The organism is Mesorhizobium sp. B2-5-11, from assembly GCF_006440835.1.
Lineage (GTDB): Bacteria > Pseudomonadota > Alphaproteobacteria > Rhizobiales > Rhizobiaceae > Mesorhizobium.
The window spans coordinates 192,962-207,608 of sequence record NZ_VFUK01000001.1 but is presented as its reverse complement, the minus strand read 5'-3'; the positions used below and the strand labels follow the sequence as shown (position 1 = coordinate 207,608).

General features: G+C 63.7%; 15 protein-coding genes. 14 read left to right on the top strand and 1 reads right to left on the bottom strand.

Annotated features, from left to right (window positions below):
- Nucleotides 1-6 precede the first annotated feature (6 nt).
- Nucleotides 7-1,140, bottom strand: coding sequence for an aminomethyltransferase family protein (locus tag FJ490_RS00965; RefSeq protein WP_140497877.1), 1,134 nt, complete (start codon nt 1,138-1,140; stop codon nt 7-9).
- A gap of 282 nt (nt 1,141-1,422) precedes the next feature.
- On the opposite strand from FJ490_RS00965, the gene FJ490_RS00960 reads away from it, so the two are divergent.
- The 14 genes from FJ490_RS00960 to FJ490_RS00895 all read left to right on the top strand — a co-directional run bounded on the left by FJ490_RS00960 (nt 1,423) and on the right by FJ490_RS00895 (nt 14,553).
- Nucleotides 1,423-1,704, top strand: a complete 282-nt coding sequence (locus FJ490_RS00960; protein ID WP_140497875.1) for a hypothetical protein — start codon at nt 1,423-1,425, stop codon at nt 1,702-1,704.
- A gap of 15 nt (nt 1,705-1,719) precedes the next feature.
- A complete protein-coding gene (locus tag FJ490_RS00955; protein ID WP_140497873.1) occupies nt 1,720-2,097 on the top strand; it encodes a hypothetical protein in 378 nt (125 codons plus the stop codon).
- A gap of 14 nt (nt 2,098-2,111) precedes the next feature.
- Complete coding sequence (locus FJ490_RS00950; protein WP_140497871.1) at nt 2,112-2,273, top strand: hypothetical protein; 162 nt, start codon at nt 2,112-2,114, stop codon at nt 2,271-2,273.
- A gap of 14 nt (nt 2,274-2,287) precedes the next feature.
- Nucleotides 2,288-3,691, top strand: coding sequence for an amino acid permease (locus tag FJ490_RS00945; protein WP_140497869.1), 1,404 nt, complete (start codon nt 2,288-2,290; stop codon nt 3,689-3,691).
- A gap of 43 nt (nt 3,692-3,734) precedes the next feature.
- Entirely contained in the window at nt 3,735-4,424 is a 690-nt protein-coding gene (locus tag FJ490_RS00940; protein WP_181165153.1) for a hypothetical protein, read from the top strand.
- The gene (locus tag FJ490_RS00935) at nt 4,421-4,750 is read left to right on the top strand and encodes a hypothetical protein (RefSeq protein WP_140497867.1); all 330 of its coding nucleotides are present in this window, start codon (nt 4,421-4,423) and stop codon (nt 4,748-4,750) included. The genes FJ490_RS00940 and FJ490_RS00935 overlap by 4 nt, the downstream gene beginning before the upstream one ends.
- 86 nt (nt 4,751-4,836) lie before the next feature.
- Nucleotides 4,837-5,733, top strand: a complete 897-nt coding sequence (locus tag FJ490_RS00930) for a glutamine amidotransferase family protein (RefSeq protein WP_140497865.1) — start codon at nt 4,837-4,839, stop codon at nt 5,731-5,733.
- Between the two features lie 4 nt (nt 5,734-5,737).
- On the top strand, nt 5,738-6,469 hold the full coding sequence (locus tag FJ490_RS00925; protein ID WP_140497863.1) for a GXGXG domain-containing protein: 732 nt from the start codon (nt 5,738-5,740) through the stop codon (nt 6,467-6,469).
- A gap of 6 nt (nt 6,470-6,475) precedes the next feature.
- Nucleotides 6,476-7,804 carry an FMN-binding glutamate synthase family protein gene (locus FJ490_RS00920; RefSeq protein ID WP_095771140.1) on the top strand — a complete coding sequence of 443 codons (1,329 nt, stop codon included), beginning with the start codon at nt 6,476-6,478 and terminating at the stop codon, nt 7,802-7,804.
- A gap of 63 nt (nt 7,805-7,867) precedes the next feature.
- Entirely contained in the window at nt 7,868-9,175 is a 1,308-nt protein-coding gene (gene glnT, locus FJ490_RS00915) for a type III glutamate--ammonia ligase (protein ID WP_140514695.1), read from the top strand.
- A gap of 35 nt (nt 9,176-9,210) precedes the next feature.
- Nucleotides 9,211-10,464, top strand: a complete 1,254-nt coding sequence (locus tag FJ490_RS00910) for a sarcosine oxidase subunit beta family protein (protein ID WP_140497859.1) — start codon at nt 9,211-9,213, stop codon at nt 10,462-10,464.
- A gap of 10 nt (nt 10,465-10,474) precedes the next feature.
- Complete coding sequence (locus FJ490_RS00905; RefSeq protein ID WP_140520863.1) at nt 10,475-10,750, top strand: sarcosine oxidase subunit delta; 276 nt, start codon at nt 10,475-10,477, stop codon at nt 10,748-10,750.
- Between the two features lie 202 nt (nt 10,751-10,952).
- A complete protein-coding gene (locus tag FJ490_RS00900) occupies nt 10,953-13,934 on the top strand; it encodes a sarcosine oxidase subunit alpha (protein ID WP_140728118.1) in 2,982 nt (993 codons plus the stop codon).
- A complete protein-coding gene (locus FJ490_RS00895) occupies nt 13,927-14,553 on the top strand; it encodes a sarcosine oxidase subunit gamma family protein (RefSeq protein WP_140728117.1) in 627 nt (208 codons plus the stop codon). Before FJ490_RS00900 ends, FJ490_RS00895 begins: the two co-directional genes overlap by 8 nt.
- Nucleotides 14,554-14,647 lie beyond the last annotated feature (94 nt).

Here is a 14,647-nt window from a genome sequence, read left to right as displayed (position 1 = left end):
TATGCCTCAGCCTTTCGCCGTGCGCTTGGTCTTCTTTGGGTCGTCGAACGGCAATGGCTGCGCCGTCGCCTTGATCGATCCGCTCCTGTTGCGGATCTCGAGCCTTGTGTCCTTGACGGCGCAGTCGACGTCGAGGCGGGCGATGCCCATCGATTTCTCGACCAGCGGCGAATACATGGCGCAGGTGACGACGCCGACTTTCTTCCCATCGCGATAGACCGGGGCGCCCTCGTCGGCCGGCTCCTTGCCGTCGAGCAACACGCCATAGATCTTGAAGCGCTCCTTGCCCTTGAGACGGTAGTGCTCCTCGGCGCCGCGAAAGCCGGTCTTTCCCGGGCTGACGGTGAAGTCGAGGCCGAGTTCCCACAGCGTGTCGCCGGGGCCTTCATTCTCGAACGGATATTTCTGCGAATTGTCGTAGGGATAGAACAGGAGATAGCTCTCGACGCGCAGCATGTCGAGCGTAGTGAAGCGGCACGGGATGATGCCGGCGCTCTTGCCCTCGTCGAGGATCCTGTCCCAGATCGTGCCGGCATCCTGGCCGCGGCAGAAGATTTCATAGCCGCGCTCGCCGGTATAGCCGGTGCGCGAGATCATCACCGGAAAACCGAAGAGCTGCGTCTGCATGTGATGGAAATAGTTGAGGTCGCGAATGCCCGGCACGTGCCTGGCAAGATAGTCGACCGCCGCCGGCCCCTGCAGCGAGAGGTCGTGCAGATTGTCGTCGAAGCGCAGCGACACGTCCCTGCCCATCGCCGCCCGCTGCAACTCCTCATGTCCGGTTCCCGAGCCATGCACCACCATCCAGCTATTCGGCCCGGTGCGGTAGAGGATGCAGTCGTCGGTGAATTTTCCCGCCTCGTTGAGCATGCAGGCATAGGCCGATTTGCCGGGATAGATTTTTTCGACGTCGCGCGTGGTGGCGAGATCGATGAGGTGCGAGGCGTGCGGGCCTGTGATGTGGACCTTCTTCAGGCCCGAGACATCCATCAGCCCGGCCTTGGTGCGGATAGCGATGTATTCCTCGTCGGCATCCTTGTCGTAGGTCCAGGCGGTGCCCATGCCGCTCCAGTCTTCGAGTTTCGAACCCAGCGCGCGATGGCGATCCGCCAGGGTTGAAAATCTCCAGGATGCCGTCATCCGATCCTCCGTTTGATATTTTGATTATGTTCCCTGCTCCTGTGCGCGTGGGCTGGAGCTTTGAGCGAATATTGATCGCAAACGCGGGAGGCCTGCAATCCCCTGAAAGCAAATAATTTCATTGTCAGGCAAATTCGTCATCCGAACAAGGCGGTTAACTCTGCGTAAATTCGTCTTGACAATTTCCGAATTCGGTCTGAATTTATGAAAAAAATTTCACTCTCTTGAAAGAGAACGGCGGGCGGTGGATTCGGAACCGGACGTCGAAAAAGGGGAAAACCGATGTCAGACCTGCAGCAGCGCATCGAGGCGCTGTACCGTTCCGACTTGCGCGGATCCGCGCTCCTGATCATCTGCCTGTGGGCGACGATCCTCTTCGTCCTCTTCATGACATGGCCGCATATCCCGCATGACGGCATCAAGGCCGTCGTCGCGATTGCCGCCGCCGCGGTGCTGATCTTCAACACGGCGGCGATCCTGGCCATGGTCAACCACTACAAGGAAGACAAGGAGTTCATCTACGGGCTCGACATCAAGAATTACGACCGCAACCGCAAATCCTGAGGGGGGGAGAGAAGCATGTCCCGCTACACGCCGCCGCAACAGAGCAAGGCCGGGCAGGTCTTCGATATCGCCGTCGTCGTGGTCGCCATCTTCGTGGCGCTGTGGCTGCCGCTGAAACTGGGATTGGCGGGAGCAGCCAAGTCCATCGATGCGCTCGACGCCAAGACCTGGGAGGCGCTCGGCCAGAACCCGACCATGGCGTCGATCTGGGAAAGGCTCGGCTATACGCCCGAGACCGCGCACGACATCATCCAGAACCGTTTCCACTACATCATCGACTGGCCGACGCTGGTTGTCATGGCAGCCGTGTTGATCGGTTATTTCGTGTTCCTGTTCCGGGCATCGGACCGTGAATATCGCGACGTCATCAACGAGAAGTTCGACGAGAAATAATCCGGGGACAGACCATGTGGATAGTACTCTCTTACGCATGCTGGGGCATCTCGATCGTGCTTGCGCTGTGGATGCTCTACGATTGGTTCAAGGTCGATACGACCTACTCCGAGGATGTGCTGACGTCCTCGCGCGAAGGCGAACTTGAAGCCGCTTCCGAAAAACACCGGATCTGAGTGGGGATTGATCGATGACGGTCGTGGTTGAAACTGCGGGTTCGGCAACAAATGGCGACAGGGTCTCGCTGCTTCGGGTGCTTGGCCCGGCCCATGTCTGGGCGTTGGGTGTGGGCATCGTCCTGGTCGGCGAGTTCACCGGCTGGAATTTCTCCGCCGACAAGGGCGGCGCGCTTGCCGCGCTGATTGTCTGCTGGGTCGTCGGGCTGCTCTATACCTCGGTCGCCATGATCGATTCCGAAGTGACGTCGACGGTCGCCGCCGCGGGCGGCCAATATGCGCAGGCCAAGCACATCGTCGGGCCGCTGATGGCCTTCAACGTCGCGCTGTTCCTGGTCTTTGCCTACACCATGCTCGAAGTGTCGGACGCCATCCTGCTCGGCGACACGATCGTCGCCAAGGCGGGCGTCGAGGGCCTCACCCACAACTCCTTCATCGCCGCCACCATCGTCGTCCTGGCATGGCTCAACTATCGCGGCGTGCTGATGACGCTCAACGTCAACTTCGTCATCACCGCGATTGCCTACATCTCTATCGTCATCCTGTTCTTCTCGGTCAGCCCGTGGACGCAAGGCGCGGTGCTCAAGCTCAACGAGTTGGTCACCCCAGAGAACGCGCTGCCCTATGGCTGGATCGGCGTCATCGCCGCTTTCCAGTTCGGCATCTGGTACTATCTCGGCATCGAGGGCACCACGCAGGCGGCCGAGGAAGTGCGCTCGCCCGCGCGCTCGCTGCCTTATGGCACGATGGCCGGCATGATCACGCTTCTGATCGCCGCCGCCATGACCTGGTATGTCTGCGCCTCGCTGATGCCCTGGGAATATCTCGGCATCACTTATTATCCGCTGTGGGACGCCGGCAAGCTGACCGGCAACCCGCTGCTGGAAAACCTGCTGTTCATCGCCACGCTGCTTGCCGCACTGGCGTCCGCCAATGGCTGCATCAACGACGCGGCGCGCGCCTGGTTCTCGCTCGGCCGCGATCGCTACCTGCCGAGCTGGTTCTCGGCGGTGCACCCGAGATACCGCACACCCTACCGCTCGATCCTGTTCCTGCTGCCGATCGCGCTCGCCTTCGCCTTTATCGCCGACCTCAACCAGGCGATCACCTTCTCGATCCTGTCCGGCGTGCTGCAATATACGTTCATGAGCATCAACATCATGATGTTCCGGAAGAAGTGGCCTCTGGGTTCGATCCGCCGCGGCTACACGCATCCCTTTCACCCGCTGCCGGCGATCGTCTTGTTCTGCCTGTGCGTGGTGACCTTCTTCGCCATCTTCCTCGGCTTCGGCTCGCAGCTCATCGCCATGGTCGCGTTCTATTTCCTGATCTCGCTGTGGTTCCATTTCTACCGCTACAAATTCGTACGGCGCGGCGACCAGTTCACCATGCCGTGGCCGAAACCGCAGGGCTATTGATGGGAGTAGGCCCGTCCGAATTGGGCGGGCCTGGCATGACGAAATGTCCGAGGTGACGTCAGCACTGCTTGCCGGGGCGGCTGTCCTGGCTCTCGTCCTGCACTTTGCCTGGCTGGCACGCCGCAGCCGCGACAGGGCTGCCGTGGCGCGCGCCGCCGACCAGGCCAGCATCCGCGCCGTCATTGCCGACGCCGAAGATGTCTCGGACGGTACTGCCGGCGTCGTTACGTGGGAAGGCTCGTGGAACGGCCAGCGCGTGCAGTTGCGCACCATCGTCGACACGCTGGCGACGAGAAAGCTGCCGGCGCGCTGGCTCAGCGTATCGATAACGGAGAAAACAGCCGTGCCCGGCACCTTCGACATGATGATGCGGCCGGGCTCGCCGACGACATTCTCCAATTTCGACCATCTCGACCACACGCTGCCGAAGGCGCCCGGCTTTCCCGCCGAGGCGGTGCTTCGAACGGACCGCAGAGGCGTGCGCTTCCCGCAAAACATCATCGCCGACCATCTGGAGCCCTTTTCAGAAGGACGCGCCAAGGAGCTACTGATCACGCCAAAGGGTGTGCGTATCGTCTGGCTGCTGGCCGAAGCCGAGCGGGCCCGCTACGGTGTCTTCCGGCAAGCCGCTTTCGGTGACGCGCAAATCGACCCGGCGCTGATCTCGCGGCTGCTCGTATCCCTTTCGGGACTGCGCGACGCGATCAACAGGAACGAACGGAAAGCGGCATGACCGGCGCAACCCCCTCGCCCGGACCTACCAGCCCATATATCGTCCTGGGCGCGGCAACCCTGCTACCGGGCAGCGGCCACGTCATGCTGGGCGTTCCGACGCGCGGCCTGCAGTTTCTTTTCTTCATGGTCATCCTGGCCTGGGTGACGGCGAAGATCGCCCCGCCCGACGCCAGCTTTGTCGGCCGCCACGCCGGCGGCTTCCTGATCTATGCGCTGTCGATCCTCGACGCCTACAAGATGGCTCGTATCCGGACCGCCAAATGGGCCCATTCCATGCGCCGACAAGGCGATGGGCCGCCGGATGGGACAAAACACAACGCGTAACGAGAGGAATATTTTTTTCATACCAATTGAATTCCCCGAACTCATTCGATACATCATTTTTAGCTACAAAGGGTCTGGAGGCTGGCATGTGCGGAATCGTTGGACTTTTCCTCAAGGACAAGGCGCTGGAGCCGCAGCTCGGTGCGATGTTGTCGCAGATGCTGGTATCGCTCAGCGATCGCGGACCCGACAGCGCCGGCATCGCGATCTATGGCGCGCCGTCCCGCAACGAGGCCAAGATCACCATCCAGTCGCCGAGGCCGGAGCGTGATTTCCGTGGACTGGACGCCGAACTCACCAAGGCGCTCGGCGTGCCGGTGAGCGTCATGGTAAAATCGACGCATGCCGTCATCAGGACCACGCCCGAAAAGGTCGATGCCGCGCGTGAGACCATCCAGTCGCTCAGGCCCGACATCCGCATCATGGGTGCCGGCGAAGCCGTGGAAATATACAAGGAAGTCGGCTTGCCCGAGGCTGTGGTCGACCGCTTCGACATCCGTGGGATGACCGGAACGCATGGCATCGGGCACACCCGCATGGCGACGGAATCGGCGGTGACGACGATGGGCGCGCATCCGTTCTCGACCGGCGCCGACCAGTGCCTGGTGCACAATGGCTCGCTGTCCAACCACAACAACGTTCGCCGCGAACTGGTCCGCGAAGGCATGAAATTCGAGACCGAGAACGACACCGAAGTGGCGGCCGCCTATCTCTCCTCGCAGATGGCGCATGGCAAGAACCTCGGCGAGGCGCTGGAGGGCACCCTCTCAGATCTCGACGGTTTCTTCACCTTCGTCGTCGGCACCAAGAACGGCTTCGGCGTGGTGCGCGACCCGATCGCCTGCAAGCCCGCCGTGATGGCCGAGACGGACCAGTATGTCGCCTTCGGCTCGGAATATCGCGCGCTGACCAAACTGCCCGGCATAGACAATGCGAGAGTCTGGGAACCGGAACCCGCAACCGTCTATTTCTGGGAGCATTGAGTTCATGCCGGCAACAAAACTTTCAACCGCGGCGGCGAGCGACCATGCCTCCCGGGTGTTCGACCTGGACCAGATGTCGCTGCGCGAGCTCAACCAGGCACTGCACAATCTGACGCCAGGCTCGAACGAGACCGCCTGGGAAGTGTTGAACCCGAAGGGCAGCCATTCGGTCGCCGTTGGCGTCGACCAGCCGGTCAGCATCGATGTGCGCGGCAGCGTCGGCTATTACTGTGGCGGCATGAATTCCGGCAGTGCCATCACCGTGCATGGTTCGGCGGGACCCGGCGTTGGCGAAAACATGATGTCGGGGTCGATAACAGTCAAAGGCGACGCCAGCCAATATGCCGGCGCCACCGGCAAGGGCGGGCTGCTCGTCATCGAGGGCAATGCGTCCTCGCGGTGCGGCATTTCGATGAAAGGCATCGACATCGTCGTGCACGGCAATATCGGCCATATGTCGGCCTTCATGGCGCAGTCCGGCAATCTGGTGGTGCTGGGCGATGCCGGCGACGCGCTCGGCGATTCCATCTACGAGGCACGGCTGTTCGTGCGCGGCAAGGTCGGCAGCCTGGGTGCCGACTGCATCGCCAAGGAAATGCGGCCCGAACACCTGGAATTGCTGCAGGGCCTGCTCGACCGCGCCGGCGTCACCGGTGTCAAGCCGTCTGAATTCAAGCGCTACGGCTCGGCGCGCACGCTCTACAATTTCAATATCGACAACGCCGACGCGTATTGAGGCAGCATGACCTATCGCAACCCGCCGACGACGCCGCGCAAATCCGCGACTTTCGACGACTACACGCTTTCCGAGATCCGCCGCGCCGCGGCCACCGGCATCTATGACATCCGGGGCGCCGGCGCCAAGCGCAAGCTGCCGCATTTCGACGACCTTCTGTTCCTGGGCGCATCGATCTCGCGCTATCCGCTCGAAGGCTATCGCGAGCGCTGCGACACATCAGTCGTGTTGGGCTCACGCCATGCCAAGAAGCCGATCGAGCTGAAAATCCCGATCACCATCGCCGGCATGAGCTTCGGCTCGCTGTCGGGCCCGGCCAAGGAAGCGCTCGGGCGCGGCGCGACGCTGTCGGGCACCTCGACCACGACCGGCGACGGCGGCATGACCGAGGAAGAGCGCGGCCATTCCAAGCAGCTCGTCTACCAATACCTGCCGTCGCGCTACGGCATGAATTTGCGCGATCTGCGCCGCGCCGATGCCATCGAGGTCGTCGTCGGCCAGGGCGCCAAGCCCGGCGGCGGCGGCATGCTGCTCGGCCAGAAGATCTCCGATCGCGTCGCCGAGATGCGCACGCTGCCCAAGGGCATCGACCAGCGCTCGGCCTCGCGCCATCCCGACTGGACCGGGCCGGACGATCTCGAGATCAAGATTCTCGAACTGCGCGAAATCACCGACTGGGAAAAGCCGATTTACGTCAAGGTCGGCGGCGCCCGCCCCTATTACGACACAGCGCTTGCGGTGAAGGCCGGCGCCGACGTCGTCGTCGTCGACGGCATGCAGGGCGGCACGGCGGCGACGCAGGAAGTGTTCATCGAGAATGTCGGCCAGCCGACGCTCGCTTGCATCAGGCCGGCGGTGCAGGCGCTGCAGGATCTCGGCATGCATCGCAAGGTGCAGCTGATCGTCTCGGGCGGCATCCGCAACGGCGCCGATGTCGCCAAGGCGCTGGCGCTCGGCGTCGACGCGGTCTCCATCGGCACGGCTGCCCTTGTCGCGCTCGGCGACAACGATCCCCGCTGGGAGGCGGAGTACAACGAGCTCGGCACCACATCAGGCGCCTATGACGATTGGCACGAGGGCCGCGACCCGGCCGGCATCACCACGCAGGATCCCGAACTGATGAAGCGGGTCGATCCGGTGGCCGCCGGCCGCCGGCTGGCGAACTATCTCAAGGTGATGACGCTGGAGGCGCAGACCATCGCCCGCGCTTGCGGCAAGAACAGCCTGCACAATCTCGAACCCGAGGATCTCGTCGCGCTCACGATCGAGGCCGCCGCGATGGCCGGCGTGCCGCTGGCCGGCACCAACTGGATACCGGGGAAGAACGGCTTCTGATCAACAAAGGGCCGAAGGCCATATGCTCTAGGGCCAACAATCGACAAAAAATGGGGAACTTCCGTGACAGTTGATCTTGCAGAGTTCGCAAGGGCGAAAAACGTCAAATATTTCATGATCTCCTACACCGACCTGTTCAGCGGGCAACGCGCCAAGCTGGTGCCGGCGCAGGCGATATCAGATATGCAGAAGGATGGCGCCGGCTTCGCCGGTTTCGCTACCTCGCTCGACCTCACGCCGGCACATCCCGACATGCTGGCGGTGCCGGATCCGAATTCGGTTATCCAGCTGCCCTGGAAGCCTGACGTCGCCTGGGTCGCCGCCAACTGCATCATGGACGACAAGGAGGTCGACCAGGCACCGCGCAACACGCTTAAGCGACTGATCGCGGAAGCCGCTAACGACGGCATGCATGTCAAGACCGGCGTCGAGGCGGAATTCTTCCTGATCTCGCCTGACGGCAAAACGATCTCCGACGAATATGATACAGCGGCGAAACCATGCTACGACCAGCAAGCGTTGATGCGCCGCTACGACGTCATCGCCGAGATCTGCGACCACATGCTGGCGCTCGGCTGGGGCGCCTACCAGAACGACCACGAGGATGCCAACGGCCAGTTCGAGATGAACTGGGCCTTCGACGATGCGCTGGCGACCGCCGACAAGCACTCTTTCTTCAAGTTCATGGTCAAGTCGATCGCGGAAAAGCACGGCCTGCGCGCCACCTTCATGCCCAAGCCCTTCCAGGGACTGACCGGCAATGGCTGCCATGCGCACATCTCGGTGTGGGACAAATCAGGCAAGACCAATGTCTTTGCCGACAATTCGATGGAGCTCGGCCTGTCGGCCAAGGGTAAGCACTTCCTCGGCGGTATCATGAAACATGCCTCGGCTCTCGCCGCCATCACCAACCCGACCGTCAATTCCTACAAGCGCATCAACGCGCCTCGCACCATTTCGGGCGCCACCTGGGCGCCGAACACGGTGACCTGGACCGGCAACAACCGCACCCACATGGTGCGCGTGCCCGGCCCCGGCCGCTTCGAGCTGCGGCTGCCTGATGGCGCGGCCAACCCTTATCTGCTGCAAGCCGTCATCATCGCCGCCGGCCTCGACGGCATCCGCTCCAAGGCCGATCCCGGCAGGCGCTACGACATCGACATGTACCAGCACGGTCACACGGTGGAGGGCGCGCCGAAATTGCCGCTCAACCTGCTCGACGCGTTGCGCGAATTCGACAATGACAAATCGCTCAAGACGGCGCTGGGTGAGGAATTCTCGTCGGCTTATCTAAAGCTGAAGCACCAGGAATGGAATTCCTATGCTTCGCACTTCACGCAATGGGAGCGCGACCACACGCTGGATATCTGACCGGCGCAGCGTGCGAGCGACCTCGGAATGAACGTATGAAATATTCGATCTTCTCGCTCGCCCGCGCCGCCTTCTCCGGCCACAAGAACTGGCAGCGCACCTGGCGCGACGCCAGCCCGAAGGACCGCTACGACGTGGTGATCATCGGCGGCGGCGGGCATGGTCTGGCCACCGCCTGGTTCCTCGCCAGCGAGTACGGCATCAGGAATGTGGCCGTGCTGGAAAAGGGCTGGATCGGCTCCGGCAATGCCGGCCGTAACACCACCATCATCCGTTCCAATTACGGCCTGCCCGGCAACACCGGCTTCTACGAATTATCGATGAAGCTGTGGGAGCGGATGGAGCAGGACCTCAACTACAACACGATGGTCAGCCAGCGCGGCGTCATAAACCTCTATCACTCCGACGCGCAGCGCGACGCCTATGCGCGGCGCGGCAACACGATGCGCATCAACGGCATCGATGCCGAATTGCTCGACCTTGCCGCGGTCAAGAAGATGATGCCGTTCCTGAATTTCGACAATGCGCGCTTTCCCGTGCAAGGTGGGCTCTTGCAGCGGCGCGGCGGCACGGCGCGGCACGACGCGGTGGTCTGGGGCTACGCCCATGCGGCGAGCGCGCTCGGCGTCGACATCATCCAGAATTGCGAAGTGACGGGCTTCGTGCGCGACGCCAACGGCAAGGTGACCGGCGTCGAGACCTCGCGCGGCAAGATCGGCGCCGGGAAAGTCGGCATGGCCGTCGCGGGCTCCTCCTCGCGTGTCGCCGCGATGGCGGGCCTGCGCCTGCCGATCGAAAGCCATGTGCTGCAGGCCTTCGTCTCCGAGGCGATCAAGCCGCTCATCCCCAATGTGATGACGTTCGGCGCCGGCCATTTCTACGTCAGCCAGTCGGACAAGGGCGGCCTGGTCTTCGGCGGCGACATAGACGGCTACAATTCCTACGCCCAGCGCGGCAATTTGCCTGTGATGGAAGACGTCTGCGAAGGCGGCATGGCGCTGATGCCGATGATCGGCCGCGTGCGCCTGCTGCGCCAGTGGGGCGGCATCATGGACATGTCGATGGACGGCTCGCCGATCATCGACAAGACGCCGGTCGACGGGCTCTACCTCAATGCCGGCTGGTGCTATGGCGGCTTCAAGGCGACGCCGGGCTCAGGCCTCGTCTTTGCCCACCTGCTGGCCCGCGACCAATCCCACAAGGAGGCCGCCCGCTTTCGCCTCGACCGGTTCCGGTCTGGTGCGATGATAGACGAAAAGGGCCAGGGCGCCCAACCGAACCTGCACTGAAGGCCCTGCCATGCGCATCACCTGTCCCTTCTGCGGCGAACGCGACCTCGGCGAGTTCACCTATCTCGGCGACGCCAAGCCGATGCGTCCGGAGGCTGGCGCTTCGGAGGACGACGTCTTCGACTACGTTTACCTGCGCGACAATGTCGCCGGCGTGATGGACGAGAATTGGTACCACGGCGGCGGCTGCCGAGCGTGGCTGAAGGTCACCCGCAACACGCTGACGCACGAAATTTCGGCCGTGGAGCCGGCGGCGGGCGCCGGGGCGAGGCAGGTTGCGAAATGAATTTTTCTGTCCAGCTCAGCGCCGCGGTGAAGGCCGGTACGTCTTTACCTCCCCCTTGTGGGGAGGTCGGACCGCAAGTCCGGGTGGGGGTCGGCGCCGCCCCCCCACCCCGCTGCTTCGCAGCGACCCTCCCCACCAGGGGGAGGGTAAGAAGCGGCAGGGCGATGAGGGGCAGCGCGACGCCAGTGCATGGGGCTGCATCGTGATTTCCTCCCAGTCCAATCGTCTCTCCACTGGCGGCCTCGTCGATCGTTCGTCACCGCTGAGCTTCCGCTTCGATGGCAAGACGTTCTTCGGCTTCGAGGGCGACACGCTGGCGTCGGCGCTGATCGCCAACGGCGTCAAGCTGGTCGGCCGCTCGTTCAAATACCACCGTCCGCGCGGCATTCTGACCGCCGGCTCGGAAGAGCCCAACGCGCTGGTCGAACTGCGCACCGGCGCACGCCGCGAGCCGAACACCAAGGCCACGACCGCCGAGCTCTATGAAGGGCTCGAGGCCGTCAGCCAGAACCGCTGGCCGTCGCTCCATTTCGACGTGATGTCGGTCAACCAGCTCTTCGCGCCGATCTTCGTCGCCGGCTTCTACTACAAGACCTTCATGTGGCCGGCCAAATTCTGGGAGGCGATCTACGAGCCGGCGATCCGCCGCGCCGCAGGCCTCGGCCGCGCCGCCGGCGTTGCCGATCCCGACCACTATGACAAGGCCTGGGCGCATTGCGACGTGCTGATCGCCGGCTCCGGCCCGACCGGGCTTGCGGCGGCCCTTGCCGCCGGCCGCTCCGGCGCCCGCGTCATCCTGTGCGAAGAGGATTTTATTCCCGGCGGCCGCCTGCTCTCGGATGGCGGCACGATCGACGGGCTGCCGGCAGCCGAGTGGCTGTCGCGAACCCTGGCGGAACTCGAGGCAATGCCCGATGTCCGCATCATGACCCGCACGACGCTGTTCGGCGTCTACGATGGCGGCACCTATGGCGCGATCGAGCGGGTCAACGACCATCTGCCCTCGCCGCCCGAGCACCAGGTGCGCCAGCGCATGTGGCGCATCGTGTCCAGGCGTTGCGTCGTCGCGGCCGGCGCCCTCGAGCGGCCGGTCGTCTTTGCCGGCAACGATACGCCCGGCGTGATGATGGCTTCGGCCATGCGGACCTATGTCGCGCGCTATGCCGCCGCGCCGGCAAAACGCATCGCGCTGTTCACCAACAATGAGGATGGCTGGCGCACGGTCGAGACAGTACTCGGCGCAGGCTTGCAGATTGCGGCGGTCATCGACGCACGGCCTGACGTCTCGCCCGCCCATCGTTCGCTCGCCTCGAAGAGCGGCTTCCCGGTGCTGCATGGCGCCGTCAGCCGTGCGGACGGCGGCAAGGACGGTGTGAGGAAAATCTCCGTCTCTCTCACCGGCGGCGCGCGAGCCGAAGTGGAAGCGGACGGGCTTGCCGTCTCCGGCGGCTGGAACCCGGCGGTCGGGCTCACCTCCTATCATCGCGGCCGGCCGAAATGGCGCGACGACATCGCCGCCTTCGTGCCCGACGGAGCGCCTCCCGGCATGGTCGCCGCCGGTGCAGCCAATGGCTCGTTCGGTCTCGGCGCCTGCCTGGCGGGAGGGTTTGCAGCAGGCGCGGCGGCCGCGCTCGACGCCGGGCGCTGCGGCAAGGCCGGCACAGCGCCGACTGCCGATGACGAGGCGTTCTCGTTGACGCCGCTCTGGCATGTCGCCGGCAAGGGCAAGGCGTTCGTCGACCAGCAGCACGATGTCACAGCTTCCGACATCGAACTCGCACAGCGTGAGGGCTTTGAATCGGTCGAGCATCTGAAGCGCTACACGACGCTCGGCATGGCGACCGACCAGGGCAAGACCTCCAACGTCGCCGGCCTCGCCATCATGGCTGCGGTGTCGGGCAAGTCCATTCCCGAAACCGGCACGACGATCTACCGCCCGCCCTATGTGCCGGTCGCGATCGGCGCCTTTGCCGGCCATCACCGCGACGAGACTTTCCACGCCACAAGGCTGACGCCCTCGCATCACTGGGCCGCCGAACAGGGTGCCGTCTTCGTCGACACCGGCCTGTGGAAGCGCGCGCAATGGTATCCGCACACGGGCGAGAAGGACTGGCTGGAATCAGTCACACGCGAGGTCAAGACGGTGCGTTCCGGCGTCGGCTTCTGCGATGTCTCGACGCTCGGCAAGATCGACGTGCACGGCCCCGATGCCGGCGCCTTCCTCGACCGCGTCTACATCAACACCTTTTCCAACCTCGCCGTCGGCAAGGCACGCTACGGGCTGATGTTGCGCGAAGACGGGTTCGTCTACGACGACGGCACGACCTCGCGGCTGGCCGAGGATCATTATTTCCTCACCACCACCACCGCCAAGGCCGGACTGGTGATGCAGCATCTCGAATTCTGCCGGCAGGTGCTGTTTCCCGAATTGGACGTGCAACTGACCTCGGTCTCCGACCAGTGGGCGCAATTCTCGATCGCCGGGCCGAAGACCCGAGATCTGCTGAAGGAGATCGTCGACCCGACAGAGGACCTGTCGAACGAGGGCTTCCCCTTCATGGGTGCACGCGAAGTCGCGCTGCGCGGCGGCATCAAGGCGCGGCTGTTCCGCATCTCTTTCTCCGGCGAAATGGCGTTCGAAATTTCGGTGCCGGCGCGCTATGGCGAGGCGCTCGTGCGCAATCTGATGCTGGCCGGCAAGCCGTTCGGCGTGACGCCATACGGCACCGAGGCTCTTGGCGTCATGCGCATCGAAAAGGGCCATGTCGCCGGACCGGAACTGAACGGCACGACCACGGCCGCCGACCTCGGCCTGGGCAAGATGATGTCGACCAAGAAGGATTTTGTGGGCCGCATCATGGCCGGGCGCGAGGCACTGGTCGCGCCGGACCGGCAGGTCGTCGTCGGCATCAAGCCGACCGACAAGGCGCGGCGGCTGCGCTCCGGCGCGCACATCGTTCCGAAGGGCCAGACGCCCGGACCTGATAACGACCAGGGCTATGTCACCTCAGTCTGCTTCTCGCCGACATCGGATCAATGGATCGGGCTTGCTCTCGTGGAACGTGGTCGCGAGCGTATCGGCGAGACCGTGCGCGCGCACGATCCGCTGCGCGCAGAGGAGTATGATGTCGAACTGTGCAATCCCGTCTTCTACGACCCGGATGGAGGGCGCCAGCGTGGCTGAATTTACCTGGGATGCGCGCAGCCCTCTCGACCGCACGCTGGTCGTCGGTCCGCATGGCGCGCAGGGCGATACCGGCGTTTCGCTGACCGAGATCCGCAATTTCGACCTCGTGCAAGTGATGGCACGCCGCGGCAAGGCGGGTGACCTGGCCAGGGCTGCGACGGCGTGTTTCGGCATTGCCGGTCCGGATGCGCCCAAGGCGGTGCGGATTGCGGACGCCACGCTGATCTGGTCCGGGCCGGATCAGTTTTTCGTGCTGTCGAAGAGTGGCAAGCACGGGATGAAGGCGCTTGCTCCTCTGCTTGCCGGATCGGCTTCGCTGTCTGACCAGTCGCATGCGCGGGCGCTGATCAGCATCTCCGGTGACAAGGCGCGGGCGATGTTGGCCAAGCTTTCATCGCTCGATCTGCATGCCGGTGTGTTCGCGGTCGGCTCTGCCGCCGCAACCTCGATGGATCACACCAGCGTCTCGCTCTGGCGTGGGAATGATCGGGCGGACGGACAGCCGATGTTCAACGCTCTGGTCTTCGCGACCTTTGCCGAGAGCCTGTGGCACACGATGCTCGATGCGGCGGCGGAATATGGTGTGGATATCAGCCATTCCGAGGAAGTGACGTAGCCTTGCGCGCGCCCTTCCCTTCTCCCCTTGTAGGAGAAGGTGGCCGCGCGGAGCGAGGTCGGATGAGCGGTGCTCCAGCTTGGCAATGACGGCA

Excerpts from the sequence above, each read along its gene's own strand:
- FJ490_RS00965 (WP_140497877.1), bottom strand. The coding sequence starts at position 1,140 with ATGACGGCATCCTGGAGATTTTCAACCCTGGCGGATCGCCATCGCGCG.
- FJ490_RS00960 (WP_140497875.1), top strand. The coding sequence starts at position 1,423 with ATGTCAGACCTGCAGCAGCGCATCGAGGCGCTGTACCGTTCCGACTTG.
- FJ490_RS00955 (WP_140497873.1), top strand. The coding sequence starts at position 1,720 with ATGTCCCGCTACACGCCGCCGCAACAGAGCAAGGCCGGGCAGGTCTTC.
- FJ490_RS00950 (WP_140497871.1), top strand. The coding sequence starts at position 2,112 with ATGTGGATAGTACTCTCTTACGCATGCTGGGGCATCTCGATCGTGCTT.
- FJ490_RS00945 (WP_140497869.1), top strand. The coding sequence starts at position 2,288 with ATGACGGTCGTGGTTGAAACTGCGGGTTCGGCAACAAATGGCGACAGG.
- FJ490_RS00940 (WP_181165153.1), top strand. The coding sequence starts at position 3,735 with ATGTCCGAGGTGACGTCAGCACTGCTTGCCGGGGCGGCTGTCCTGGCT.
- FJ490_RS00935 (WP_140497867.1), top strand. The coding sequence starts at position 4,421 with ATGACCGGCGCAACCCCCTCGCCCGGACCTACCAGCCCATATATCGTC.
- FJ490_RS00930 (WP_140497865.1), top strand. The coding sequence starts at position 4,837 with ATGTGCGGAATCGTTGGACTTTTCCTCAAGGACAAGGCGCTGGAGCCG.
- FJ490_RS00925 (WP_140497863.1), top strand. The coding sequence starts at position 5,738 with ATGCCGGCAACAAAACTTTCAACCGCGGCGGCGAGCGACCATGCCTCC.
- FJ490_RS00920 (WP_095771140.1), top strand. The coding sequence starts at position 6,476 with ATGACCTATCGCAACCCGCCGACGACGCCGCGCAAATCCGCGACTTTC.
- FJ490_RS00910 (WP_140497859.1), top strand. The coding sequence starts at position 9,211 with ATGAAATATTCGATCTTCTCGCTCGCCCGCGCCGCCTTCTCCGGCCAC.
- FJ490_RS00905 (WP_140520863.1), top strand. The coding sequence starts at position 10,475 with ATGCGCATCACCTGTCCCTTCTGCGGCGAACGCGACCTCGGCGAGTTC.